Origin of the sequence: Pseudomonas simiae (assembly GCF_900111895.1) — a bacterium.
Lineage (GTDB): Bacteria > Pseudomonadota > Gammaproteobacteria > Pseudomonadales > Pseudomonadaceae > Aquipseudomonas > Aquipseudomonas simiae.
The window spans coordinates 739,288-765,705 of the sequence record NZ_FOKB01000003.1 but is presented as its reverse complement, the minus strand read 5'-3'; the positions used below and the strand labels follow the sequence as shown (position 1 = coordinate 765,705).

Sequence of the window (26,418 nt, the reverse complement as noted above, 5' to 3'; positions counted from 1 at the left end):
CACAAGCACCCACACGAATTGCTTGATTCAGTTGTTAAAGAGCGGTTGGTTAAGATCTTTCGTCTCAACCGAGGCGCGCATTCTACAGCAGCCTCATTTGCTGTCAAGTGATTATTTTCAGAAGCTTTCGAAGAATTCTTCAACAACTTCAACCACTTGCGCCTTCGATCTCTCGTTAGCGGGAGGCGAATTCTACAGCGTTACACGCTGCTGTCAACACCTCTTTTTCAACTTCCTTTTGGCTTCGATGAACTGAAGCAACCTGCTGCCGAAACCTACATAACCCATTGTTTACCAAGGAGTTTTCCGTTTCGACTGCGCCGGAAGTGGGGCGAATTATAGACGTCTGGAATCTGCCGTCAACCCTTGATTTTGCTTTTCTATCAATTACTTAGAATTGATTAAAAAACCACCAATACAGGGCCACCAGCATCTTCTATATAGAGGAAGGGATTCAGATAACACCTGCCGCCTTCAGAGCAGCCACATTCACGCCCGCCAACCCCAATACATCTTGAAGCACCTGAGCCGTATGCTCTCCCAGCAGAGGAGGCGCATTGCGGTACTCCACGGGCGTCTTGGACAAGCGTATCGGACTGGCGACCTGAGGCACCATCCCCGCCAATGCGTGAGGCAATGCCATCGCCAACCCACGCGCCTTGACCTGGGGGTCGGCAAATACCTGAGCCAAATCATTAATCGGCCCGCACGGCACACCCACACGCTCCAACTGCGACACCCACTCGGCCGTCGTCTTGAACACCGTTGCCTGACGAATCAGCGGAATCAGCTCCGCCCGATTTGCCACCCGCACCTTGTTAGTAGAGAAGCGCGGATCATCCGCCCACTGTGGCTGACCAGCCACTTCGGCAAACTTACGAAATTGCCCGTCATTGCCTACCGTCAGGATGAAATCACCATCGGCGGTGGGAAAGTCCTGATAAGGCACGATATTCGGATGTGCATTGCCCAGCCGCTTTGGCGATGCCCCTGTCGTCAGATAATTCATCGCCTGGTTTGCCAGGCATGCCACCTGCACATCCAGTAGCGCCATATCGATGTGTTGCCCACCACCATCGTGATCCCGATGAGCCAGTGCCGCCAGAATCGCCACCGTCGAGTACAGCCCCGTAAGAATGTCAGTCAGCGCCACACCCACCTTAACCGGCCCAGCCCCATCATCACCTTCGGGACGGCCGGTCAGGCTCATGAGCCCGCCCAACCCCTGAATCATGAAGTCATAGCCCGCTCGCGTCGCATAGGGCCCGGTCTGACCAAAACCCGTGATCGAGCAGTAAATTAACTCGGGGTTGATCTCTTTGAGCGACTCATAATCCAACCCATACGCAGCAAGCCCGCCCACCTTGAAGTTTTCAATGAGGATGTCCGACTTGGCCGCGAGCTCACGCACCAGCGCCTGCCCCTCCGGCCGCGTAAAGTCGATGGTCACCGACTGCTTATTGCGATTGGCAGACAGATAGTACGCAGCCTCACTGGTGTTCTCGCCATAAGCATCCTTAAGGAAGGGTGGCCCCCAGGCGCGCGTATCGTCGCCGCTGCCCGGCCGCTCAACCTTGATCACTTCAGCACCAAGGTCCGCAAGGATCTGCCCGGACCAGGGGCCCGCCAGTACTCGCGATAAGTCCAGTACCCGCAGATGCGAAAGCGCGCCCATGCCGTGCTCCTATTAATAGAACGCCTGAAGACCGGTTTGCGCACGCCCCAGAATCAAGGCATGCACGTCATGAGTACCTTCATAGGTGTTGACCACCTCGAGGTTGACCAGGTGACGCGCCACCCCGAACTCATCGGAAATGCCATTGCCGCCGAGCATGTCGCGCGCCATACGCGCGATATCCAGGGATTTACCGCAGGAGTTGCGTTTCATGATCGAAGTGATCTCAACCGCCGCCGTGCCTTCATCCTTCATACGCCCCAGGCGCAGGCAGCCCTGCAGGGCCAGGGTGATCTCGGTCTGCATATCAGCCAGCTTTTTCTGGATCAACTGGGTCGCCGCCAGGGGACGTCCGAATTGCTGACGATCAAGGGTGTATTGGCGAGCGGTATGCCAGCAGAATTCGGCGGCACCCAATGCGCCCCAGGAGATGCCGTAGCGTGCAGAATTAAGGCAGGTGAAAGGCCCCTTCAAACCACGCACGTCCGGGAAGATGTTCTCTTCCGGGACAAACACGTTATCCATCACGATTTCACCGGTGATGGAAGCACGCAGCCCGACCTTGCCGTGAATCGCCGGTGCGCTCAACCCCTTCCAGCCTTTCTCCAGGACAAAGCCACGGATATCGCCGGCATCGTCCTTGCCCCACACCACAAACACATCCGCGATCGGGCTATTGGTGATCCACATCTTTGCGCCCGTGAGGCTGTAACCACCCTCCACTTTGCGGGCACGGGTAATCATCGCGCCTGGGTCGGAACCATGGTTAGGCTCTGTCAGACCAAAGCAGCCGATCCATTCGCCAGAAGCCAGCTTCGGCAGGTACTTCTGTTTCTGTGCTTCAGTACCGAATTCGTTGATTGGCACCATGACCAGGGACGATTGAACACTCATCATCGAGCGATAGCCGGAGTCGACACGCTCCACTTCGCGGGCAATCAACCCGTAACTGACGTAATTCAAGCCGCTGCCGCCGTACTGCTCAGGAATCATCGCACCGAGCAAACCGGTCTCGCCCATCTCGCGAAAAATAGCGGGGTCGGTCTTTTCATGGCGGAAGGCTTCAAGCACACGCGGGGCCAGCTTGTCCTGGGCGAACTGCTCAGCACTGTCGCGCACCATGCGCTCTTCTTCGGTGAGCTGTTGATCCAGCAGTAGCGGATCAATCCAGTTGAAGCTTGCCTTGCCAGCCATGAATAAGTCCTCGCGGAAAGAAACGGAAGTCGTGCAACCAGCCTAGGCCCGACCGACGTGTAGGGCAAACGAGGTTTCCGCATAGGGTTGTGCTAATTTCTCACTTCGAAATAGCCGAGAAGCGCGCATATGCGCTTTACATGTGAGGACACGGTATATGCGCAGAAAAATTCCCAGTACCACCGCGCTGGTCAGTTTTGAAGCGGCGGCCCGCCACGAGAGCTTTACCAAGGCCGCACACGAGCTTTCGATCACTCAAGGCGCCATCTGTCGACAGATCGCCAGCCTTGAGGAGTTTTTGAGTGTCGAGCTGTTTCGGCGCTCACGGCGCGGGGTAAAACTGACGGAAGCCGGGCTTTCGTACAGCCGCCGCGTTGCCACGCAACTGGACGCAGTGGAACGCGACACGCTTTCCGTCATGGGTCAGCAAGGCGCCAACACCATCGAACTGGCTGTGGTACCGACATTTGGCACTCAATGGCTGATCCCTCGTCTCAAGGATTTCCAGCGCCAGCACCCTGAAGTCACAGTAAACCTGACGAACCGAACACGGCCCTTCCTGTTTGCCGACACCGAATTCGACGCCGCTATCTACTTCGGCGATGCCGACTGGTCGGGTACGGAATCGCACCGCCTGATGGGAGAAAACCCTGTCCCCGTGTGCAGCCCAAGACTGCTGGCTAACACCACACAATTCAGCCCCCAGGAAATCGCAGAGCTGCCCCTCTTGCAGCAGACGACGAGACCCTACGCCTGGCGCCAATGGTTCAACGCACAGCAATTGAACATACCCCGCGACATGACAGGCCCGCGTTACGAGCTATTCTCGATGTTGTCTCAGGCCGCCATGCATGACATGGGAATCGCGCTGATCCCGCCGTTCCTCATCCAACGCGAACTGGAGGAAGGTCAACTGGTGATTGCAAGCCCCGAGGCGTTGAGCAGCTCAAAGGCTTATTACTTGATGATTCCTGACAGAAAGGTCGAATCAGCCTCATTGCATGCATTCAGGGATTGGCTAATCGACCAGTCACAGCGCTACAACCATAGCATTTAAAGGCCCGCACTGACTTATTGACTCTGTAGTCAGCAAATCTACAGCCCTACAGATATACAAATATGTCGCATTTAAACAGACTGTATCTGTCGAGCAAAAATAAGGCTAGAAGCCATGATCCATATGGCTTGCAGCGACTAATACAAGCCAATAACCGACTATTCACACCAACGATGTCAAAAGGTTAAAAAAACGCCTGCAGCTCTTTAAACCCCTGTATTTGAAGAGGTTATTTCGGGGCATTGCGACAATCAGTCACAGGGTGACTTGTAGTTAATTTTTCGTCACCCGTCATAATCCCTTGAAGGCCGTAAAGTTCGCCTGCAAAATGCCGCGCCCCGCTGTCATTTCAGCGGGATCGTGCTGATCGGCCGCCCCAGTTGCGCCACTCGCGGTGCACTGGCCTTTTTACAAAAAGATCAAAAGCAAAAAGATCATGCAGGAGATTTGACGTGCACATTGGTGTTCCTCTCGAAACCCAGACCGGTGAAACGCGGGTGGCTGCCACCCCGGAAACCATCAAGAAGCTGATCGGCCAGGGCCATAAGGTCACTGTACAAAGCGGAGCCGGCATTAAAGCCAGTGTCGTCGACAGTGCCTATGAAACGGCAGGCGCAACCATTGGCAGTGCCAACGATGCGTTCGGCGCCGAGCTGATCCTCAAGGTGGTTGCCCCTAGCGACAGCGAACTGGCGCTGATCAAAAGCGGCACCGTGTTGGTGGGCATGCTCAATCCGTTCAGCAACGAAACCATTGCCAAGCTCGCAGAGCGTGGCATCACGGCCTTCGCACTTGAAGCAGCACCACGCACCTCGCGGGCCCAAAGCCTCGACGTGCTGTCCTCCCAGGCCAACATCGCCGGCTATAAAGCCGTGTTGCTGGCGGCTCATCACTATCCGCGCTTTATGCCGATGCTGATGACAGCCGCAGGCACTGTGAAGGCTGCACGCGTACTCATTCTCGGCGCCGGCGTGGCAGGCCTGCAGGCCATCGCCACGGCGAAACGCCTGGGTGCGGTCATCGAAGCGTCTGACGTGCGCCCGGCCGTTAAAGAGCAGATCGAATCCCTCGGCGCCAAGTTTGTCGACGTGCCTTACGAGACCGATGAAGAACGCGAGTGCGCCGTCGGCGTCGGTGGTTATGCCCGTCCCATGCCGACCAGCTGGATGCAGCGCCAGGCCCTGGCCGTGCACGAACGCGCAAAGCAAGCAGACATTGTCATCACCACCGCTCTGATCCCAGGCCGCAAGGCACCGACCTTGCTCAGTGCTGAAACCGTCGCACAGATGAAGCCCGGCTCAGTGGTGATCGACCTTGCCGCCGCCCAAGGTGGCAACTGCCCGCTGACAGTTGCCGACCAGGTGGTCGTCGAGAACGGCGTGATCATCTGCGGCCCGACCAACCTGGCCGGCGCTGTCGCCGCCGACGCCTCGGCCCTGTACGCGCGCAACCTGCTGGACTTCCTGAAGCTGGTCTTCACCAAGGAAGGGCAGTTCGAAATCAACCTTGAAGACGACATCGTCGCCGCGTGCCTGATGTGCCGCGACGGCCAAGTCATCCGCAAAAACGCCTAAGCAGGGATTCAGACGATGGAAGAGCTTATCTCCCCCGGTATCTACAATCTGATCATCTTTGTGCTGGCCATTTATGTCGGCTACCACGTGGTCTGGAACGTTACCCCCGCGCTGCACACGCCCTTGATGGCGGTAACCAACGCGATTTCCGCGATCGTGATCGTCGGCGCCATGCTGGCCGCAGCCCTCACCGTCACGCCACTGGGCAAGACCATGGGCACCCTGGCCGTGGCACTTGCAGCGGTCAACGTGTTCGGTGGTTTCCTGGTAACCCGCAGGATGCTTGAGATGTTCAAGAAGAAAGCCCCGAAAGTAAAAGAAGAGGCGCCTAAGTAATGAGCATGAATCTCGTCACGACGCTCTACTTGATCGCGTCAATCTGCTTCATCCAGGCGCTCAAGGGCCTGTCGCACCCAACCACTTCGCGGCGCGGCAACCTGTTCGGCATGCTCGGCATGGCGCTGGCCGTCCTTACCACCGTCGGCCTCATCTATAAGTTGGGGGCCGAGCTGGCAACGGCTGGCATTGGCTATGTGATTGTCGGCCTGCTGGTCGGCGGTACCGCTGGCTCCATCATGGCCAAACGCGTAGAAATGACCAAGATGCCGGAGTTGGTAGCGTTCATGCACAGCATGATCGGCCTGGCGGCGGTGTTCATTGCGATCGCCGCCGTGGTCGAGCCGCAATCCCTGGGCATCGTCAAACACCTGGGTGACTCGATCCCTGCCGGCAACCGCCTGGAACTGTTCCTCGGCGCAGCCATCGGCGCCATCACCTTCTCCGGTTCGGTGATTGCGTTCGGTAAACTGTCGGGCAAGTACAAGTTCCGCCTGTTCCAGGGCGCGCCGGTACAGTTCGGCGGCCAGCACAAGCTGAACCTAGTGCTTGGTCTAGCAACACTGGGCCTGGGCCTTGCGTTCATGTTCACCGGCAACCTCACCGCCTTCGCGCTGATGCTGGCCCTGGCCTTCGTGCTCGGCGTGCTGATCATCATCCCGATCGGCGGTGCGGACATGCCCGTGGTCGTCTCGATGCTCAACAGCTACTCCGGCTGGGCGGCGGCGGGCATCGGCTTCTCGCTGAACAACTCGATGCTGATCATTGCCGGCTCACTGGTAGGCTCCAGCGGCGCGATCCTGTCGTACATCATGTGCAAGGCGATGAACCGCTCCTTCTTTAATGTACTGCTGGGCGGTTTCGGCAATGCGCCGGATGCCGGTGCAGCGGCAGGCTCCAAAGAAGCACGCCCGGTCAAATCCGGCTCGGCTGACGACGCTACCTTCCTGCTGACGAACGCCGATACCGTGATCATCGTCCCCGGCTACGGCCTGGCGGTGGCGCGGGCGCAACACGCGCTCAAGGAACTGACCGAGAAGCTGACTCACCACGGCGTCACGGTGAAATACGCCATCCATCCGGTCGCGGGCCGTATGCCTGGCCACATGAACGTCCTGCTCGCCGAGGCCGAAGTGCCTTACGACCAAGTGTTCGAGATGGAAGACATCAACTCCGAGTTCGGCCAAGCCGACGTGGTGCTGGTGCTGGGCGCGAACGACGTGGTCAACCCGGCCGCCAAGAACGACCCGAACTCACCGATAGCCGGCATGCCGATTCTCGAAGCCTTCAAGGCCAAGACGATCATCGTCAACAAGCGCTCGATGGCCAGCGGCTACGCCGGTCTGGATAACGAATTGTTCTACCTGGACAAGACCATGATGGTCTTCGGTGATGCCAAGAAGGTTATCGAAGACATGGTCAAAGCCGTCGAGTAACACTGCTTCAGCGCAATACTCGAAACCCCGGCCTGCGATAGGCTGGGGTTTTTTATCACCGCATGAAACCCGACCAAAGGCTCTAAATCGCTGCCTGGCATTCGACCATGGTAGCGGGCCGAATTTTTCTGAAATCACTAAACTGCGCACCTTGCTTCCGTAGCCTGAGATAACAATCCATGTACCGTGATCGTATCCGCTTGCCTTCGTTGTTGAACAAGGTCATGAGCGCGGCAGACGCCGCCGCACTGATCGAGGACGGCATGACCGTCGGCATGAGCGGCTTCACCCGTGCCGGTGAAGCCAAGGCCGTCCCGCACGCCCTGGCCGAACGGGCCAAGACCTCTCCGCTGAAAATCACCCTGATGACCGGCGCCAGCCTGGGCAATGACCTAGACAAGCAACTGACCGAAGCGGGCGTACTGTCCCGGCGCATGCCGTTCCAGGTCGACAGCACCTTACGCAAGGCAATCAACGCCGGCGAAGTGATGTTTATCGACCAGCACCTGTCGGAAACCGTCGAGCAACTGCGCAACAACCAACTCAAGCTCCCGGATATCGCCGTGATTGAAGCAGTCGCGATCACTGAGCAAGGCCACATCGTACCGACAACGTCTGTAGGCAACTCGGCCAGCTTTGCGATTTTCGCCAAGCAGGTGATTGTCGAGATCAACCTGGCCCACAACCCGAACCTGGAAGGGTTGCACGACATTTATATCCCGACGTACCGGCCAACCCGTACGCCGATCCCGTTGGTGAAGGTCGATGACCGGATTGGCAGTACCGCAATCCCGATCCCGCCGGAAAAGATCGTCGCTATCGTCATCACCAACCAGGCCGACTCCGCCTCCACCGTGACGCCGCCTGACAGCGATACGCAAGGCATTGCCAATCACCTGATCAACTTCCTCAAGCAGGAAGTCAATGCAGGCCGCATGACCAACAAACTCGGTCCGTTGCAGGCCGGCATCGGCAATATCGCCAACGCCGTGATGTGCGGCTTGATCGAATCGCCGTTCGAAGACCTGACCATGTATTCGGAAGTGTTGCAGGATTCGACCTTCGACCTGATCGACGCGGGCAAACTGAGTTTCGCTTCGGGCAGCTCGATCACCTTGTCGGAACGCCGCAATGCCGACGTGTTCGGTAACCTGGAGAAGTACAAGGACAAACTGGTTCTGCGCCCGCAAGAGATCTCCAACCACCCTGAAGTGGTGCGTCGCCTAGGTATCATCGGCATCAACACCGCGCTGGAGTTCGACATCTATGGCAACGTCAACTCCACCCACGTCTGCGGTACGCGGATGATGAACGGCATTGGCGGATCCGGGGATTTTGCGCGCAACGCACACCTGGCGATCTTTGTTACCAAATCCATTGCCAAGGGCGGGGCGATTTCCAGCGTGGTACCGATGGTCAGCCATGTGGACCACACCGAGCATGACGTCGATATCCTGGTCACCGAGGTTGGGCTTGCCGATCTGCGTGGCTTGGCGCCACGGGAGCGCGCCCGGGTGATCATCGATAACTGTGTTCACCCCGCCTACCGGGATGCCTTGAACAGTTACTTTAACGCTGCCTGCGCCATCGGCGGGCACACGCCGCATATCCTGCGCGAAGCACTGAGCTGGCACATCAACCTGGAAGAAACCGGGCACATGCTCAAGGCGTGATTGATACAGAGTCGTGCTGATGCAAACACAGTTTCATCAGCTCGACGCTTTCCCTGCCACTTCTTGAAAAACTGTACTGCTGTACCGGTCATTTCCTACCGAAATCTCCCACATACCTCCTCTAAAAAGCCAATTTCGCACTATTTCAGTGCGGACAGGTACAGTTGCCCCATTTCCGTACAGTACAGCGCCTATAAACAGTTAACTGGCCCCTCACAATACAGGTGAACTGTATCTAGAGAGTCTTGCGCCGGAAGAGGATCATTGGCATCAGTTAAACCACTACCTAATCCCGCCACAAGCGGAAGGATGTCATCATGGAACGTACACTCAGTTCCGATCTGTTCTTTGAAGAAAAAGCTGTAAACACCCAGGCTTCCCTGCCTCTGCGCGTTATCGCCAACCTGATGTTGTGGCAGCGCCGCATCTCCAGCCGCCACCAACTGGCTCGCCTGGATTCGCGTCTGCTGGCTGACGCAGGCATCAGCGAAGCTCAACGCTACGAAGAGCTGAGCAAGCCGTTCTGGCGCTGATTTAGCGCCCGCTGGCCCTGACCTAACGGGTCCACCGCCAGCACCCAGATTTGTCAAAGCAAAGCCCGCCCCGGGATACTGGAGGCGGGCTTTGTTGTTTCCGAGGTGAAGGTTTTCAACGGGAAAACAGTGGCTTCAATCGGCGACAAGTACAGTTTAAAAAATACAACAGTTAAGCAGTACAATTTAACCCGAGTGTATCTGTATCGGTCACGTCCCCTCGCTCAACATGGTGTTCCAAGACCTCATGAAAGGTGCACGCCATGGATACGCCACCCCTCCGTTATAAACGGTTGTTACGCCATACGGCCTCCACGCTCGCCAAGTGGCTGCGCCTGGCCTATGAACGCCGCCAACTGTCGCAGCTTGATAGCCGGGAACTGTCCGATTTGGGCATCAGCCACGGCGACCGGATGGCAGAGCTGTCCAAACCGTTCTGGCGTGACTAGGCAGTCAAGACGCTTCCCGAACGGATAAGCGGCGGCTTAATATCCAGTCACCACGTGGCGAACCACGTAGTACAGGCGTCTGATCCCCAATGGCTGCCCTGCGCCGCCTTATTCGTTCATCTACAGGAGTCATCCCATGTCCCGTCTTCGCCTGCTGAGTGCCGCTGCCCTGTTGGCCATGGCTGCCAACGCCAACGCGACCAGCTTCATCGTGACCACCGACTCCATCGTCGGCGCGTTGAAGGCCACCTCCGACGCCAGTTCCGATGCCACGTCGTCCCTGCGGGACAACAAAGTCGTGCGTGCCGCCCGCGACGACGCTGCCAGCTTTGTTGCCAGCGAAGGCGCCATCCGTGGCGTGAAACTGGAAAGCGCACTGGCACAGATCCGCCAACAAGCACCACAACTGAACAGCGCGACAGACGCACAGCTGGCGCAGGCGATCCTGACTATCTGAATGCAGGGTTGATGCCTGGGCGCTGGCTCTAGCCCGGGCATTAAGCTAGCCTTGGCGCTCGTTTTCAGTTGTCGAGTCCCATGGCTTTTTCATACCGCCTTTTACGAGTTCCCGTATTGCTTTGCACGGCTTGGTCGCCAGTGGCGTTCGCCTTCGACCTGAGCACCCAAAGCACCGTCGTCAGCGCGTATGCCACCAGCAAGGTGACTTCCGCTCCCTTCGACAGAAAAGTGATAATGGCTGCTCAGGATGACGCTGCCGCGTTTATCGCCACTGACGGCCAACGGCGAGGGGCACGGCTGGAGTCGGCGCTGGATTATCTGCGCCGCAGCCAACCAAAACTTAACGCCAGTGACCTTGAACTGGCGCAAGCAATTCTCGTCCAATAATCATCTTTGTATTCCGGAGTCATCTCATGCGTAGCCCGCTGATTGCCGCCACCCTTGGCCTGCTGTTGTTGGCCGACGTTGCCCAGGCACAGACCCTGGTGGCCACCAGTAACATCATTGTTCGCGCCTCTGGCCGCACGATTGATTTCACCTCGGACACCACCACCTCCATCCGCGACTCCAAAGTCGTGCGCGATGCCCACGACGACGCTGCCAGCTTCGTGGCTACCAACGGCGAGATCCGTGGCGCGCAGCTGGAAGCCGCCTTCGACACCCTGCGCACCCGTTTGCCGGAAGCCCGCGACGCCAGTGACCAGACCCTCGCCGAAGCTATCCTCGCACTGTGAGGCGAATTGCCGCCTGGCTCCTGGCCGGGGTTGTGCTGCTGTGTGCCAGTGCAGCCCAGGCCGACCTGCAACTGCGGCTCAAGACCGATGGCTTGAGCCCGGCTGAACAACAGGCCAGCCAGGCGTTGCTCGACGAAGCGCTGCGCGCTTTGCCGCCGCGCTTCATCGAGCAGTTGGATCGACGCATCGATGTCGGCTGGACCGACAAGATGCCCGAGAACGCCTATGGGCAAGCCTCCCTGGTGTCCGAGCTGGACCTCAACCGCAACCTGCTCGCCAGCCTGACCGACGGCAGCGCCGCCACCCAGAAAACCAATCGCCCCCACGGTACTGTGCGCCGGGAAATGCTCGCTACCGTGCTGCATGAATTGACCCACATTTATGACCGTGCACGCTTGTGGTCCAAAGCAGACCGCGCACTGATCAACCGCTGCAGCCGCCAGAACAGCATCACTGGCTTGATCGGCCTGCCTGATCAATGCCGCGGCCAGAATGACCGACGCTTTACCCTCAGCGATGACCCACGCCTGCTGGACCTTGCCGGCTGGCCGCAATACGTCGGCCGCCGCGGTGAGCGTGAACAAAACAACCATCAGGTTGCCCGCAGCCCGGACATCTACGAAACCACCAGCCCGTTGGAGTTCGTGGCGGTCAATATGGAGTATTTCCTGCTTGACCCGAGCTACGCCTGCCGCCGTCCCTCGCTGTTCCGTTACTACAAAGAACACTTTGGCTGGGCGCCGCCGAATCAAAGCGCCTGCGCCAACACCTACGCATTCCTGAACGCCGGCAACGACTTCGCCAAGACGCCACTGGGCCACGTGGACCCGGAGCGCGTCTACGAAATCGACTACCTGCTGGCCGAAGCCAACCAGAACCTGGTGAGCCGCTGGGGCCACAGCATGTTGCGCCTGGTGATCTGCGCGCCAGGTCGTCCGCGTGGGCCGGATTGTCGGCTGGATCTGGACCAGCATCTGGTGTTGTCCTACCGCGCGTTCGTCGGCGACGTACAGCTGTCGAGCTGGGACGGACTGGTCGGCAAATACCCGTCTCGCCTGTTTGTGCTACCGCTGGCGCAAGTGATCGACGAGTACACCAAGACCGAGTTGCGCGGCCTGGCCTCCGTGCCGCTGAAACTGACCCGCCAGGAAATCAACGACACCGTCGAACATGCCGCCGAGATGCACTGGAGCTACGACGGCAACTACTTCTTTATTTCCAACAACTGTGCAGTAGAGAGCCTGAAACTGTTGCGCAGCGGCAGCGCCAACCCGCAACTGACCGGCCTGGACAACATCACCCCCAACGGCTTGCTTGAGGTATTGAGTGCCCGTGGCCTGGCCGACACCAGCGTGCTGGACGACAAACGCAGGGCATTGCGCCTGGGCTATCACTTCGATTCCTTCCGCGAGCGTTATCAGGCGATGTTCGATGTGCTGCGCAAACACTTGCCGATCAAACAGACCCAAGTCGAAGACTGGCTGTCCCTCAGTGCCGAGGAGCGTCGCCAGTGGTTCGGCCAGGCTGATCTGCGCACCAGCGCCGCATTGTTGCTGCTTGAGCAGGCGAGCTTTCGCAAACAGTTGATGCTGGCCCAGGACGAAGTCAAACAACGCTACCTCGGCGCCCGTGAGCTGAAAAACGGCGGCATGGAGAAGGCCAACGCCACGCTGCAACAAATCCTCGCCAACAGTGGCTTCCTCAGCCGCCCGGCAGAACTGCTGGGCAGTGGCGGCTATGGCCTGCCGCAACCGTCGGAGGCCGAGCGCCTGGAATCGGAAAGCGCCGAGCGTCAGAAGCAGCTGCAATCCCTTACGGGCGAACTCGATAAAGAGGTGAGGGCGTTGCTGGATCCCTCCCGTTCCGCCGAGATTGCCGCTTGCGAAGCCAACCTCAAGCAGGTGGGCGAGCACTTGCGGGCATTGCATAAAGCGGCGGGCGGCCTGGAGCTCCCGTAAGAGTCTCACGCCAAACACCATTCGAATGTGGGAACTGGCTTGCCTGCGATCGCATCACCTCTGTTCAACTGAACGACCGAGGTGTCTGCATCGCAGGCAAGCCAGCTCCCACAGTTGAACTGTGTAAACCTGAAGACCGTATGTCTGGCCTTCATCACCTGTTTTTCCAGCGAAAGCTGGCTGAAAGCTTACCCGTCTAGGATCGCCCCCACTGCCGGCAACAGACCGGCTGTTAACAACAACAATGGTGATTCCCGATGTCCGCCCGTACCCGCCTGTTTGCCCCAACTCCACCCGTACGCCTCGTGCCTTTCGTTCTGCGCTGACCTCCACCCGGTCCGCCTTTCCCTAGCCGCGCTACGCCTGGAGTATTCCTATGCTGACTTTCCTTGGCTTTGCCATGGTCATCACGTTCATGTTCCTGATCATGACCAAGCGCCTGTCCGCGCTGATCGCCTTGATCATCGTGCCGATCCTGTTCGCGCTGTTCGGTGGTTTCGCACCGAAGATCGGCCCGATGATGCTCGAAGGCATCACCAAGCTCGCGCCGACCGGCGTGATGCTGATGTTTGCCATCCTCTACTTTGCCCTGATGATCGACTCTGGCCTGTTCGACCCGGCCGTGCGCAAGATCCTCAAGATGGTCAAAGGTGACCCGCTCAAAGTCTCCGTCGGCACCGCTGTGCTGGCCCTGGTCGTGTCCCTCGACGGTGACGGCGCGACCACCTACATGATCTGCGTGGCCGCCATGTTGCCGCTGTACCAGCGCATCGGCATGAGCCCGCGGATCATGGCCGGCTTGATCATTCTCGCCGGTGGCGTGATGAACATGACCCCTTGGGGCGGCCCGACTGCCCGAGCCGCCAGTGCGCTGCATGTGGACCCATCGGATATTTTCGTTCCGATGATCCCGGCCATGGCCGCCGGCGTGGTCGCGATCCTGGTGATCGCCTACTGGTACGGCAAGCGTGAGCGTGCGCGCTTGGGTGAACTGCACCTGCAAGGTGACGAGATCGACCACAGTGAAATCAGCGTGTCGCAATTCCCGGATGCCCGCCGTCCGAAGCTGATCTGGTTCAACGGCGCGCTCACCCTGGCACTGATGTGCACACTGATCGCCGGCCTGTTGCCGCTGCCGGTGCTGTTCATGGTGGCGTTCAGCATCGCGATGATCGTCAACTACCCGTGCCTGCAACAGCAGAAAGACCGCGTCGCCGCCCACGCCGGCAGCGTACTGGCGGTAGTCGGGCTGATCTTCGCCGCAGGTATCTTCACCGGCATCCTGTCCGGTACCGGCATGGTCGATGCCATGTCCAAGAGCCTGCTGGCGGTCATCCCGGAAGCCATGGGCCCGTACCTGGCCGTGATCACCGCGCTGGTGAGCATGCCGTTCACCTTCTTCATGTCCAACGACGCGTTCTACTACGGCGTGCTGCCCGTACTGGCCGAAGCTGCCAGCCACTACGGCATCACTGCCGTGGAAATGGCTCGCGCCTCCATCGTTGGCCAGCCGGTACACTTGCTCAGCCCTCTGGTCCCTTCGACTTACCTGCTGGTGGCCCTGGCCGGTATCGAATTTGGCGATCACCAGCGCTTCACCCTGAAGTGGGCAGTGCTCGTGTGCCTGTGCATAATGTTCGCCGCATTGCTGATGGGGATTTTTCCGCTGTTCAGCACTCTATAATCGTACCGATTCACCCACCGCGCGGCGCTGCAGCTTGCGCGGTTTAACACTTGCTCAAAGGAATAAACATGGAATGGCTGACCAATCCGGAAATCTGGATTGCCTTCTTCACCCTGACGGCCCTCGAGATCGTCCTGGGCATCGATAACATCATCATGATTTCGATCCTGGTCAGCCGCATGCCCAAGCATATGCAGGCGCGTACTCGGATCTTCGGCCTGGCGCTGGCGATGGTCACGCGCATCCTGTTGCTGCTGTCGATCACCTGGGTGATGCAACTGACCAACGACCTGTTCGTGGTGTTCGGCCAGGGCATCTCCGGTCGCGACCTGATCCTGTTCTTCGGTGGCCTGTTCCTGCTGTGGAAAAGCTCCCAGGAGATGTACCACGCGCTGGAAGGTGAAGACGAAACCCACGACGAGCCGAAGGGCGCCGGTGGCAAGTTCATCTACACCATCATTCAGATCGCGATCATCGACATCGTGTTCTCCCTGGACTCGGTGATCACCGCGGTGGGCATGGTCTCGCACGTACCGGTGATGGTCGCAGCGATCGTCGTGGCGGTACTGGTGATGATGCTGGCTGCCGGCACCATCAGCGAGTTCATCGACAAGCACCCTTCGCTGAAGATGCTGGCGCTGTCGTTCCTGCTGGTCGTCGGTACCGTGCTGATCGCCGAATCCTTCGATGTGCACGTGCCAAAAGGCTACGTCTACTTCGCCATGGCGTTCTCGCTGGCGGTGGAAGCGGTGAACATCAAGATGCGCACTGCCATCGCGAAAAAGAAGAAACAGCAGGATCCTGTGAAACTGCGCAAAGATATCCCGGGTCAATAACACTGACTCGCTGCTGAAAAAGGGGCTTTCGAGCCCCTTTTTCTCGTCTGCAAAAAGCTGATTTCATGACAGTTTTGTTTCAATCCCCAGTTTAGCTATGCGATGCTGGCGCAGAACCCATTCGCCAACTACAGCTTAATCACTAGACGTAGAACGGCAGCGGCAATTCTCATTTGCGTCGATTGGCGCACACCCATACGGGGGGCCGAGCATGCTGACCTTGCTCAATCTGCTTTCCGCCGTGACCCTGCTTATCTGGGGCACGCACATCGTCCGTACCGGCATCCTGCGGGTCTACGGTTCCAACTTGCGCCAAGTCATCGGGCAGAACATGTCCAAGCGCTGGCTGGCGTTTATCGCCGGTATCCTGGTGACTGCCATGGTGCAGAGCAGCAACGCCACGGCGATGCTGGTGACGTCCTTTGTCGGCCAGGGCTTGATGGGGCTGATGCCCGCCCTGGCGACGATGCTCGGCGCCGACGTCGGTACGGCGCTGATGGCGAGGGTGCTGACGTTCGACTTGTCCTGGCTATCGCCACTGCTGATCTTTCTCGGGGTGATTTTCTTCCTGTCGCGCAAACAGACGCGGGCAGGGCAGTTGGGACGCGTGGGGATCGGCCTCGGGCTGATCATTCTCGCGCTGCAACTCATCGTCGAAGCCGCTGGGCCTATCACCCATGCCCAGGGCGTCAAGGTGCTGTTCGCTTCCTTGACCGGCGACATCCTGCTCGACGCCTTGGTCGGCGCCTTATTCGCGATGATCTCCTACTCCAGCCTGGCCGCCGTCCTACTGACCGCCACCCTGGCCGGCGCCGGTGTGATCGGCTTGCACGTAGCCATCGGCCTGGTGATCGGCGCCAATATCGGCAGCGGTGTGCTGGCCTTCCTCAGCACCAGCATGCAGAACGCCGCCGGTCGCCAAGTCGCGCTGGGTAGCCTGTTGTACAAATTGATCGGCCTGTTGCTGATCATTCCGGTACTCGACCCGCTGGTGCTGTGGATGGACGGCCTGGACTACAGCGCCCAAGGCATGGTCATCACCTTCCACCTGCTCTACAACGTCACGCGTTGCCTCATTCTGCTGCCCACCATCGGGCCGATGGCACGGCTGTGTGCCTGGCTGCTGCCCGAGCGCGAAGAAACCAATGGCAAGGCCAAACCCCGTCATCTTGACCTGGCCGCGCTCGCCACGCCGAGCCTGGCATTGGCCAACGCTGCTCGGGAAACACTGCGCCTGGGCGACCTGATAGACAACATGCTCACCGCCATGCAGGAAGTACTGCGCGGCAAACAGACGGCCATCACCCAGGAAATGCGCAGCCTCAGCGACGACGTCGAATCGCTGTACAGCGCGATCAAACTCTACCTGGCGCAAATGCCCCGCGAAGACCTCAGCGAGCAAGACAGCCGGCGCTGGGCTGAAATCATCGAGCTGTCGATCAACCTGAAACTGGCCGGCGACCTGATCGAACGCATGCTGCGCAAAGTCCAGCAGCAGAAAACCTCCCAGCGTCGCCAGTTTTCCGAAGTCGGCCTGGAAGAACTCACCGGCCTGCACGGCCAGTTGATCGCCAACCTGCGCCTGGGCCTTTCGGTATTCCTCAGCGCCGACCCGGAAAGCGCTCGCCAATTGCTGCGCGAAAAACGCCGCTTCCGCGCCCAGGAACGCCGCCTGGCCCATGCCCACGTGAGCCGATTGCAGCGAAAAATCGTACAGAGTCTGGAGACCAGTTCCCTGCACCTGGAACTGATTGCGGACATGAAACGCCTCAACTCGTTGTTTTGCAGCAGTGCTTATGTAGTGTTGGAAACGTCCGACACCGGCGCGCTCTCCGCCGAAGATATTGCCGACATCACACATTCGCCCTGAACGGATGATGGCCCGTGAAGTCAGTTAACATTGACCTCACACGCCAGGAAGCTTGTTATGCGTCGCCTGTTGTTCGCTTGCCTACTCATGGGTTCTGCCCACGCCTTTGCCTTTGACCGTCTGCAAGTCGAGGGCTACACCTTGCCCAATGGCCTGCAATTGTTGCTCAAACCGGGCACCGAGCGCGGGCATGTGGCGATCCGCCTGGTGGTAGGCGTGGGCCTGGATGACTTCGGCTGCGAAGACAAGGAATTGCCACACCTGCTGGAACACTTGCTGTTCAGCGGTATCGACGGTGGCGGCGAAGGCGAGCTGGAAGACCGCATGCAGGCCCTGGGTGGCGAGTGGAACGCCTACACCAGCAACGCCGATACCACCTTCGTGATCGAGGCGCCCGCGCAGAACCAGCGCAAGGTGCTGGACCTGCTGCTGGCGATCATCACTCGCACCGAACTGACCGACGCCAATATCAACGCCGCCAAGCGCGTGGTCGAACGCGAAGACGGCGGCCACTACTCACACCTGCAACGCCTGCTGGACCGTCAGGACCTGGGCCACACGGCCAGCAACCAGCTGGCCGTTGAACTGGGGCTCAAGTGCGCCGAACGCGCCCAGGTCGACCACCTGACCCGCGACCAGTTGGAGAACCTGCGCAAACACTGGTACGCGCCCAACAACATGACCCTGATCATCGTCGGCGACCTCGACAAACTGCTGCCGGCCTATCTGGAACGCACCTACGGCCAACTCGAACCGGTCGAGCCCAGCGAACATTTGGCGCTGCCTGAGATCCAGCACGCCGCCGCCAGCCATCGTGAACTCATCCACGGCTGGGTCGGCGACGGTGCCAAGCTGCACTGGCTGTTCCCTGAACCTGTGCTGGACGACGGGCATGACGAAACCTACGACCTGCTCAAGGACTACCTCGACTGGGCGTTGTACCGCCAACTGCGCCTCAAGCATGGTTTGTCCTACGGCCCGTGGAGCGAGCGCGAAGTACTCGGCGGCGTTGGTTTCCTCAGCCTGAATGCCGACCTTGAGCGGGAAAATCTCCCCGAAGCCGAACAGGTACTCCAGGACCTCAAGGCACACCTGCTCAAGGACGGTCTCGACCCGGCGGTATTCGCCCGCCTGCAACAAGCCGCCATCGCCCGTCAGGCCTGGGCGGTGCAGGGCAACAGCGCGTTGGCCGATTACTACTGGAGCGCATCCGGGGATTACAACAAAGGTCACTTCAGCGACCCGGTCAAACGCATCAAAGCCGTGAGCCTGGACCAGACCAACCAGGCCATGCGCGACGTGTTCAAGCAGCCGGGCTACTGGCGCATCGAAAAACCGCTGCTGAGCTACGATGCTCTGAGCTGGATCGGCGCCGGGCTGCTCGGCTTCATCGCTATTGTATTGATCGGGCTACGGAGTTATCGCAAACGGATCGCGTAATGAGGCACCGAACGCCAGGCTAAGACGCTATTCTGTCTGGGATTTTTTCCTACAAAGACTGCGAACTGTCGAATGCAAACCCTGACCCGCTTGATCACCCGCATCCTCGAACTGATGAAGCGTTACCCAGGGGTGATTGCACTCGGCGGCTTCATCTCGGGTGTGGGCAGCTTCATCCTGGTGGATCGCCAGCAGGGCATGGCCAGTTGGATCGCGGTGATCATGCTGGTGAGCTGGCTGTGGCTGATGTTGGAAAACAGCTTCACCCAGCTGTTCGCCCAGGTCTTCAAGCGCGAAATCCCCGAACCGCTGCTGCGCTACGCGACCCAGATGATCCACCAGGAAAGTCTGTTTTTTGTGTTGCCGTTCTTTTTCATCACCACAGCGTGGAACAGCGGCCAATCGATTTTCACCGGCCTTCTCGGCGCGGCGGCGCTGGTGTCGATCGTCGACCCGCTGTACTACAAATGGCTGGCGCCCAAACGCTCACTGTTTCTCGCGCTGCACACCTTCACCCTGTTCGCCGCGCTGCTCACCGCGTTGCCGATCATTCTGCACCTGACCACTGCCGAGAGTTACAAACTCGCCTTGGGCGTGGCCATGGCATTGTCGATTCCAAGCCTGGCAGTGAGCTTGCCGCTGCGCAGTATCAAAGGCTGGGCGATGTTGCTCGGGGTCACGGCTGCGATTGGTTGCGCCGGGTGGTTCCTGCGCAGTTGGGTGCCACCGGCCACCTTGTGGATGACCGAAGTGGCCATCAGCACTGAGTTGCAAGACCGCACGCCAGGCGACGATCTCAAGGAAGTCACGGCCGCCCAACTGCGCAGCGGCGGGCTGTACGCCTACACCGCGATCAACGCGCCGCGCGGGTTGGACGAGCGGATCTATCACGTGTGGCAATTCAACGGTAAAGAGGTCGACCGTATCGCCCTGGATATTCACGGCGGGCGCAAAGAGGGCTATCGCGCCTGGACCCACAAGCAGAACTTCCCCGGCGACGCCGTAGGCCGCTGGCAGGTACGGGTGCTGACCGAAGACGGGCAGGTGATCGGCGTGCTGCGCTTCAAAGTGACGGACTCAGCACAAACGGACAACCCAAAGTAGGCAGGTTCATGCTATTACGTAAGAATTGCGGATAGCCAAACAAGCTCGGAGCTTATGACCCCCCCTACGACGGCCGGTGCAGCCCACCTCGATACGTCCACCACCCCGCCACAGCTGAGGATTACGGGGGACTGGACGCTTGCCCACTATGCCAGTCTGAAGAAGCTGTCAGACAAGCTCGACGGCCAATACGACGCTGGCGCGCGCATCGACCTTAACGGCCTAGGTGCCCTGGATACCGCCGGCGCCTCGCTGCTGGTGGAGTTGCTGGGGCCGACCCGCATCGAGCAATCTGCGGAGCAGACCGATTGCAGTTTGTCTGCCGCCGACCGCGCACTGCTCAAGACCGTCTACCGTTCCCTGAATGATTTTTGCGTGCCGGACAAGGCACCGGAAGAAGCTGCCGGGATTCAGGTGCTGGCCCGCATCGGTCGAGCCGTGGACACCGTCTGGCAGGACAGCAAGAAACTGCTGGGCTTTATCGGCCTGATTCTCGAAACCTTCGCCCGTGGCATTTTCCGACCCAAGCGCTGGCGCATCACGCCGATGGTCGCGCATATCGAACAGACCGGCCTCGATGCTGCGCCTATCGTAGCCTTGCTGACCTTTCTGGTGGGCGCGGTGGTGGCGTTCCTCGGGGCCACGGTGCTCAAGAGCTTCGGCGCGACGATTTTTACCGTGGACCTGGTGGCGTTCTCTTTTCTGCGCGAGTTTGGCGTACTGCTCACCGCGATCCTGATCGCCGGTCGTACGGCCAGTGCGTTTACCGCGCAGATCGGCTCGATGAAGGCCAACGAAGAAATCGACGCTATCCGCACGCTGGGCCTGGACCCAATGGAACTGTTGGTATTGCCGCGCGTGCTGGCGTTGCTGGTGTCCTTGCCGATGCTGACCTTCCTGGCAATGCTCTCAGGGATAGTCGGCGGTGGTGTGGTGTGCGCTGTAGCGCTGGATATTTCGCCAGCGATGTTTCTCTCGCTGCTGCAATCTGACATTGGTGTGCAGCATTTTCTGGTGGGCATGGTGAAAGCGCCGATCTTCGCTTTCCTGATCGCGGCCATCGGCTGCCTGGAAGGCTTCAAGGTCAGCGGCAGTGCTGAGTCCGTCGGCGCCCACACCACCTCCAGCGTGGTGCAATCGATCTTCGTGGTGATCGTGCTGGATGCGGTGGCCGCGCTGTTCTTCATGGAGATGGACTGGTGAGTCGCCTACACCGAGCGCCCGCCGAGGCGGTGATTGAAGTGCGCGGCCTGTGCAATCGCTTTGGCAGCCAGAGCGTGCACGAGAACCTCGACCTGGACTTGTACAAAGGCGAGATCCTCGCAGTGGTCGGCGGCTCCGGCAGCGGCAAGTCGGTGCTGCTGCGTAGCATCGTCGGCCTGCGTCGCCCCACTGAAGGTGAGGTGCGGGTGTTCGGCAAGAACCTGCCGAGCCTGCCGGAACATGAGCGCTCACTGGTGGAACGGCGCTTCGGCGTGTTGTTCCAGAAGGGCGCGCTGTTTTCCTCGCTGACTGTCACCGAGAACGTTGCACTGCCGTTGATCGAACACGCGGGCCTCAGCCGCCGTGACGCCGAGCATCTGGCCGCGGTGAAACTGGCCCTGGCCGGGCTGCCGCTGTCGGCAGCCGACAAGTACCCATCGTCGCTGTCCGGCGGCATGATCAAGCGCGCCGCCCTGGCCCGCGCGCTGGCGCTGGACCCGGATATCTTGTTTCTCGACGAACCCACCGCCGGCCTCGACCCGATTGGTGCGGCGCAATTCGACCAACTGATCCTGACCCTGCGCGATGCGTTGGGCTTGAGTGTGTTCCTGGTCACCCACGACCTGGACACGCTGTACACCATCACCGACCGCGTGGCGGTGCTGGCACAGAAGAAAGTGCTGGTGGCCGATGCCATCGATATCGTTTCGGAAACCGACGACGCGTGGATTCACGAATATTTCCACGGCCCCCGTGGCCGCGCGGCATTGGATGCCGCTCAATCGCTAGACGAGGTATGACATGGAAACCCGAGCCCATCATGTGATGATCGGTCTGTTCAGCGTGATCGTGGTGGTCGGCGCGATGCTGTTCGGCCTGTGGCTGGCCAAGTCCAGCGTCGACAGCGCCTTCCAGGACTACGAAGTGATCTTCAACGAGGCGGTCAGCGGCCTGTCCCAGGGCAGCGCGGTGCAGTACAGCGGGATCAAGGTGGGCGACGTCACCAGCCTGCGCCTGGACCCTAAAGACCCGCGCCGCGTTTTGGCACGCATCCGCCTAGCCGGACAGACACCGATCAAGGAAGACACCCAGGCCAAACTGGCGCTGACCGGCATCACCGGCACCTCGATCATCCAGCTCAGCGGCGGTACTCCGCAAAGTGCCGAGCTCAAGGGCAAGAACGGTGAGCTGCCGCAGATCATTGCGTCACCATCGCCCATCGCGCGCTTGCTGAACAACAGCAACAACCTGATGACCAGCATCAACCTGTTGCTGCACAACGCCAACCACATGTTCTCCCGCGAGAACGTCGAACGCCTGAGCAACACCCTGGACAATCTGCAGCAAACCACCGGTGCCATCGCCGACCAACGCGGCGATATCAAGGTGGTGATGCAACAACTGATGCAGGTGAGCAAACAAGCCAGCGCCGCCCTGGAACAGACCACCGTGCTGATGCGCAACGCCAACGGCTTGCTCAATGAACAAGGCAAGCAGGCCTTCGGCAGTGCCGAGCAGGCCATGAAATCCCTTGAACAAAGCACCGCGACCCTCAACACCTTGCTGACCAACAACAAGGACTCGGTGAACAGCGGCATGCAAGGCCTCAACGAACTGGCGCCGGCCGTGCGCGAACTGCGCGAAACCCTCGGTTCGCTGCGCGCCATCTCCCGCCGCCTGGAAGCCAACCCCAGCGGTTACCTGCTGGGCAGCGACAAGAACAAGGAGTTCACGCCATGAAGCGTGCTTACCAAATAATCGCCCCTGTAGCCTTGGCGCTGGTGAGCGCGTGCTCGATCCTGCCCAAGGCCGACCCTTCGGATGTGTATCGCCTGGCCACCGCGCAGACCACCAGCCAGGCCACGCCGGTCAGTTGGTCACTGCGTGTGAACAAGCCGCAGACCAGCGAGTTTCTCGACAGCCCGCGCATTGCCGTGGTGCCCAATGGCGACCTGATCAGCAGTTATGCCAACTCGCGCTGGAGCGACCCGTCGCCGGTGTTGCTGCGCAACCGCTTTATGGATGGCTTCCAGCGCGATGGCCGGGTGACGCTGCTGAGCACCGACGATACCAATCTGCAGGCCGACTATGAGCTGGGTGGGCAATTGCAGGCGTTCCAGAGTGAGTACCACGGCAGTACGGTGGAGGTGGTGATTCGCCTGGATGCGAGATTGGTGCGTGGGCGTGATCAGCGGATTATCGCCAGCCGACGCTTTGAGGTGAGGCAGCCGGTGAACGACACCCAGGTGCCGGCGGTGGTGGCCGGGTTTGGGCTGGCGGGGGATCAATTGAACAAGCAGGTGGTGGATTGGGTGGTTACGCAGGGCAATGCATCAGCGAAACGCTGAGGGCCTCTTCGCGAGCAAGCCCGCTCCCACAATCGACCGCGTTTCGTCAGGATGAACACGGTCTAATGTGGGAGCGGGCTTGCTCGCGAAAGCGGTACAAGCCTCAGCCAAAGAACCAGTAGCACACCGCAATCGCCGCCACGACACCGGCAAACTCTGCCAGCAACGCACATCCCACCGCATGCCTGGCGCGCTGAATCCCCACCGAACCAAAGTACACCGCCAACACATAAAAGGTGGTTTCCGTACTGCCCTGAATCGTCGCCGCCACCAGCGCCGGGAAGCTGTCCACGCCCTGGGTCTGCATGGTCTCGATCAGCATCGCCCGCGCGGCACTGCCGGAGAACGGCTTGACCATCGCAGTCGGCAAGGCATCGACAAAGCGCGTGTCCATGCCGGTCCAGGCGACCACATGGCGAATGCCTTCCAGGCCGAAATCCAGTGCGCCGGAAGCGCGCAACACGCCGACGGCGCACAGCATCGCCACCAGGTACGGCAGCAGGTTCTTCGCAACGTCGAAGCCTTCTTTAGCCCCTTCGACGAAGGCCTCGTAGACCTTCACCTTGCGCAATGCGCCGATCACCAGGAACAACATGATCAAGCCGAACAGCGTGAGGTTGCCGAGGATCGACGACAAGCCCGCCAGCGCAGTCGCGGAAAGTGTCGCCAGCAACGCCATGAAGCCGCCCAAGACCAGTGCGCCCGGAATCAGATAGGCCAGCACCACCGGGTCCCATAGCCGCAGGCGCTGCATGATCGCCACCGAAAGCAGGCCGACAAGGGTTGAGGCGCTGGTCGCCAGCAGGATCGGCAGGAACACCAGCGTCGGATCCGCCGCGCCTTGCTGGGCGCGGTACATGAAGATGGTCACCGGCAACAGCGTCAGCGACGACGCGTTGAGTACCAGAAACAGGATCTGTGCGTTGCTCGCGGTGTTGGGGATTGGGTTGAGCTCCTGCAGCGCCTTCATCGCTTTCAAACCGATGGGCGTTGCCGCGTTATCCAGGCCCAGGCCGTTGGCGGCGAAGTTGAGGGTGATCAAGCCGATGGCGGGGTGGCCGGCGGGCACTTCCGGCATCAGGCGGCGGAACAGTGGGCCGAGGGCCTTGGCTAGCCAATCGACGATCCCGGCCTTCTCGGCGATGCGCAGGAAACCCAGCCACAAGGTCAGGGTGCCGAACAGCAGCACCATCACTTCCACGGACAGCTTGGCCATGGCGAAAATGCTTTCGACCATTGCCGCGAAAATCCCGGCGTTACCGCCGACCAGCCATTGCGCCAGTGCCGACACCATTGCCACGACAAAGAAGCCAAGCCACAGGCCATTGAGCATCAGTTGAATCCCCCGAAGAATGGAGCGAATGATAGCGGGGCTGGCAGAAACGACAAACCCCGGAATTGTCCGGGGTTTGTCTTAGCGCTGTCGGCCTATCAGCTGCGGGTTGCTTGAGCAACCGGCGCGGCGTCCTTGCTGCGCCAGTGCGGCAGCGAGTTCCAGTAGCGCTCGCCCTTGGCGTCGTCGTACATGCCTTCCCAACGGGAGATGACCAACACGGCCAGGGCGTTGCCGATCACGTTCAAGGCGGTACGCGCCATGTCCATGATGCGGTCGACACCGGCGATAAACGCCAGGCCTTCCAGCGGAATACCCACGCTGCCCAAGGTGGCCAGCAGCACCACGAACGACACGCCCGGGACACCGGCGATACCTTTGGAAGTGACCATCAGGGTCAGAACCAGCATCAATTGCTGGCCGACCGACAGGTCGATGCCATACAACTGGGCAATGAAGATGGCCGCGATGCTCTGGTACAGGGTCGAACCGTCGAGGTTGAACGAGTAACCGGTCGGCACCACGAAGCTGCAAATGGCTTTCGGCGCGCCGTAGGCTTCCATCTTCTCAATTACGCGCGGCAGCACGGTTTCAGAGCTGGCGGTGGAGTAGGCCAGGACCAATTCATCCTTGAAGATGCGCATCAGCTTGACCACCGAAAAGCCGAACAGGCGGGCAATCAGGCCGAGGATCACGAAGGCGAAGAACAGGATAGCGACGTAAACCAGGATCACCAGCTTGGCCAGCGGCAGCAAGGAGGCGAAGCCGAAGTTGGCGACGGTCACGGCGATCAGTGCGAATACGCCGATCGGGGCGTACTTCATGATCATGTGGGTGACTTTGAACATGCTCTCGGACACGCCCTGGAACATTGTCACCAGCGGCTCGCGCAGCTCAGGCTTGAGGCTCGACAAGCCGAGGCCGAACAGCACGGAGAAGAAGATGATCGGCAACATCTCGCCACGGGCAACAGCAGCGAAGATATTCGACGGGATCAGGTTGAGGATGGTCTCGATGAACGCATGCTCATGCTGCACTTCGGCGGCAGTGGCGGTGTACTTGGAGATGTCGACGGTACCCAGGGTACTCATGTCGATGCCTGCACCCGGGTGGAACAGGTTGGCCAGCAACAGTCCGACCACGATGGCGATGGTGGTGACGATTTCGAAGTAAAGGATGGTTTTGACGCCGATACGCCCGAGCTTCTTCGCATCACCGACACCGGCAATGCCGACGATCAGCGAGGAAATCACAATCGGGATCACGATCATCTTGATCAGGCGGATAAAGATATCGCCCGCTGGCTGCAACACATTGCTGATCCACCAGGCCTTTTCAGCACTGAAATGGTTGAGCACTGCACCGATTGCGATCCCCAGCACCAAACCGATGAGGATCTGCCAGGCGAGGCTTAGCTTTGCCTTCTTCATGTCATTACCCTTACTTCAAGTGAACTTAAGGCAAATGCGCCAGCTGCAACGCTCGAGAGCGAAAAAGTGTGTGCATCTGCCTCCATGGAAGG

24 protein-coding genes are annotated in these 26,418 nt (G+C 59.6%); 20 read left to right on the top strand and 4 right to left on the bottom strand.

The features are described 5' to 3' along the window. Positions 1–454 precede the first annotated feature (454 nt). Positions 455–1,675, bottom strand: a complete 1,221-nt coding sequence (locus tag BMZ57_RS13610) for a CaiB/BaiF CoA transferase family protein (RefSeq protein WP_044286423.1) — start codon at positions 1,673–1,675, stop codon at positions 455–457. Between the two features lie 12 nt (positions 1,676–1,687). Then, on the bottom strand, positions 1,688–2,869 hold the full coding sequence (locus BMZ57_RS13605; protein ID WP_010207882.1) for an acyl-CoA dehydrogenase: 1,182 nt from the start codon (positions 2,867–2,869) through the stop codon (positions 1,688–1,690). A gap of 157 nt (positions 2,870–3,026) precedes the next feature. On the opposite strand from BMZ57_RS13605, the gene BMZ57_RS13600 reads away from it, so the two are divergent. The 20 genes from BMZ57_RS13600 to BMZ57_RS13500 all read left to right on the top strand — a co-directional run bounded on the left by BMZ57_RS13600 (position 3,027) and on the right by BMZ57_RS13500 (position 23,563). Further along, the gene (locus BMZ57_RS13600) at positions 3,027–3,926 is read left to right on the top strand and encodes a LysR family transcriptional regulator (protein WP_047542358.1); all 900 of its coding nucleotides are present in this window, start codon (positions 3,027–3,029) and stop codon (positions 3,924–3,926) included. Between the two features lie 452 nt (positions 3,927–4,378). Next, positions 4,379–5,500, top strand: a complete 1,122-nt coding sequence (locus BMZ57_RS13595; protein ID WP_010207879.1) for a Re/Si-specific NAD(P)(+) transhydrogenase subunit alpha — start codon at positions 4,379–4,381, stop codon at positions 5,498–5,500. 15 nt (positions 5,501–5,515) lie between these two features. Continuing rightward, positions 5,516–5,836: an NAD(P) transhydrogenase subunit alpha part 2 gene (locus tag BMZ57_RS13590; protein WP_003187417.1), complete on the top strand. Its 321-nt coding sequence runs from the start codon at positions 5,516–5,518 to the stop codon at positions 5,834–5,836. Continuing rightward, complete coding sequence (locus BMZ57_RS13585; RefSeq protein ID WP_021491387.1) at positions 5,836–7,272, top strand: NAD(P)(+) transhydrogenase (Re/Si-specific) subunit beta; 1,437 nt, start codon at positions 5,836–5,838, stop codon at positions 7,270–7,272. Before BMZ57_RS13590 ends, BMZ57_RS13585 begins: the two co-directional genes overlap by 1 nt. Positions 7,273–7,451: 179 nt before the next feature. Further along, the gene (scpC, locus tag BMZ57_RS13580) at positions 7,452–8,945 is read left to right on the top strand and encodes a succinyl-CoA:acetate CoA-transferase ScpC (protein ID WP_010207871.1); all 1,494 of its coding nucleotides are present in this window, start codon (positions 7,452–7,454) and stop codon (positions 8,943–8,945) included. 317 nt (positions 8,946–9,262) lie between these two features. After that, positions 9,263–9,478 carry a DUF1127 domain-containing protein gene (locus BMZ57_RS13575; RefSeq protein ID WP_010168694.1) on the top strand — a complete coding sequence of 72 codons (216 nt, stop codon included), beginning with the start codon at positions 9,263–9,265 and terminating at the stop codon, positions 9,476–9,478. 263 nt (positions 9,479–9,741) lie between these two features. Then, positions 9,742–9,927: a DUF1127 domain-containing protein gene (locus BMZ57_RS13570; RefSeq protein ID WP_010207870.1), complete on the top strand. Its 186-nt coding sequence runs from the start codon at positions 9,742–9,744 to the stop codon at positions 9,925–9,927. 136 nt (positions 9,928–10,063) lie between these two features. After that, entirely contained in the window at positions 10,064–10,384 is a 321-nt protein-coding gene (locus BMZ57_RS13565) for a DUF2388 domain-containing protein (protein ID WP_010207868.1), read from the top strand. Between the two features lie 80 nt (positions 10,385–10,464). After that, positions 10,465–10,773 carry a DUF2388 domain-containing protein gene (locus BMZ57_RS13560; protein WP_029529044.1) on the top strand — a complete coding sequence of 103 codons (309 nt, stop codon included), beginning with the start codon at positions 10,465–10,467 and terminating at the stop codon, positions 10,771–10,773. Positions 10,774–10,799: 26 nt separating this feature from the next. After that, complete coding sequence (locus BMZ57_RS13555; RefSeq protein ID WP_021491390.1) at positions 10,800–11,120, top strand: DUF2388 domain-containing protein; 321 nt, start codon at positions 10,800–10,802, stop codon at positions 11,118–11,120. Then, positions 11,117–13,078 (top strand): DUF7844 domain-containing protein, encoded by a 1,962-nt coding sequence (locus BMZ57_RS13550; RefSeq protein WP_021491391.1) that lies wholly within the window; start codon positions 11,117–11,119, stop codon positions 13,076–13,078. The genes BMZ57_RS13555 and BMZ57_RS13550 overlap by 4 nt, the downstream gene beginning before the upstream one ends. Before the next feature lie 376 nt (positions 13,079–13,454). After that, complete coding sequence (locus BMZ57_RS13540) at positions 13,455–14,762, top strand: CitMHS family transporter (RefSeq protein WP_010207864.1); 1,308 nt, start codon at positions 13,455–13,457, stop codon at positions 14,760–14,762. A gap of 68 nt (positions 14,763–14,830) precedes the next feature. After that, positions 14,831–15,598: a TerC family protein gene (locus tag BMZ57_RS13535; protein ID WP_010207863.1), complete on the top strand. Its 768-nt coding sequence runs from the start codon at positions 14,831–14,833 to the stop codon at positions 15,596–15,598. Between the two features lie 211 nt (positions 15,599–15,809). Further along, positions 15,810–17,468, top strand: a complete 1,659-nt coding sequence (locus BMZ57_RS13530) for a Na/Pi cotransporter family protein (RefSeq protein ID WP_038452474.1) — start codon at positions 15,810–15,812, stop codon at positions 17,466–17,468. 57 nt (positions 17,469–17,525) lie between these two features. Next, positions 17,526–18,908 (top strand): M16 family metallopeptidase, encoded by a 1,383-nt coding sequence (locus tag BMZ57_RS13525; protein WP_010207858.1) that lies wholly within the window; start codon positions 17,526–17,528, stop codon positions 18,906–18,908. A 72-nt stretch (positions 18,909–18,980) separates the two neighbouring features. Beyond that, entirely contained in the window at positions 18,981–20,012 is a 1,032-nt protein-coding gene (locus BMZ57_RS13520) for a DUF5924 family protein (protein ID WP_010207857.1), read from the top strand. A 54-nt stretch (positions 20,013–20,066) separates the two neighbouring features. Continuing rightward, entirely contained in the window at positions 20,067–21,215 is a 1,149-nt protein-coding gene (locus tag BMZ57_RS13515) for an ABC transporter permease (protein WP_047542361.1), read from the top strand. After that, positions 21,212–22,015: an ABC transporter ATP-binding protein gene (locus tag BMZ57_RS13510; RefSeq protein WP_044286413.1), complete on the top strand. Its 804-nt coding sequence runs from the start codon at positions 21,212–21,214 to the stop codon at positions 22,013–22,015. Before BMZ57_RS13515 ends, BMZ57_RS13510 begins: the two co-directional genes overlap by 4 nt. Before the next feature lies 1 nt (position 22,016). Further along, positions 22,017–22,955 carry an MlaD family protein gene (locus BMZ57_RS13505; protein ID WP_069672987.1) on the top strand — a complete coding sequence of 313 codons (939 nt, stop codon included), beginning with the start codon at positions 22,017–22,019 and terminating at the stop codon, positions 22,953–22,955. After that, the gene (locus tag BMZ57_RS13500; protein ID WP_021491396.1) at positions 22,952–23,563 is read left to right on the top strand and encodes an ABC-type transport auxiliary lipoprotein family protein; all 612 of its coding nucleotides are present in this window, start codon (positions 22,952–22,954) and stop codon (positions 23,561–23,563) included. The genes BMZ57_RS13505 and BMZ57_RS13500 overlap by 4 nt, the downstream gene beginning before the upstream one ends. A 103-nt stretch (positions 23,564–23,666) precedes the next feature. Here the strand turns inward: BMZ57_RS13500 and BMZ57_RS13495 are convergent, their stop codons facing one another. Together BMZ57_RS13495 and gltP are read right to left on the bottom strand one after the other, a co-directional pair. Continuing rightward, positions 23,667–24,896 (bottom strand): nucleoside recognition domain-containing protein, encoded by a 1,230-nt coding sequence (locus BMZ57_RS13495; protein WP_010207849.1) that lies wholly within the window; start codon positions 24,894–24,896, stop codon positions 23,667–23,669. Between the two features lie 98 nt (positions 24,897–24,994). Further along, on the bottom strand, positions 24,995–26,326 hold the full coding sequence (gltP, locus tag BMZ57_RS13490; protein ID WP_010207848.1) for a glutamate/aspartate:proton symporter GltP: 1,332 nt from the start codon (positions 26,324–26,326) through the stop codon (positions 24,995–24,997). Positions 26,327–26,418: the final 92 nt, after the last annotated feature.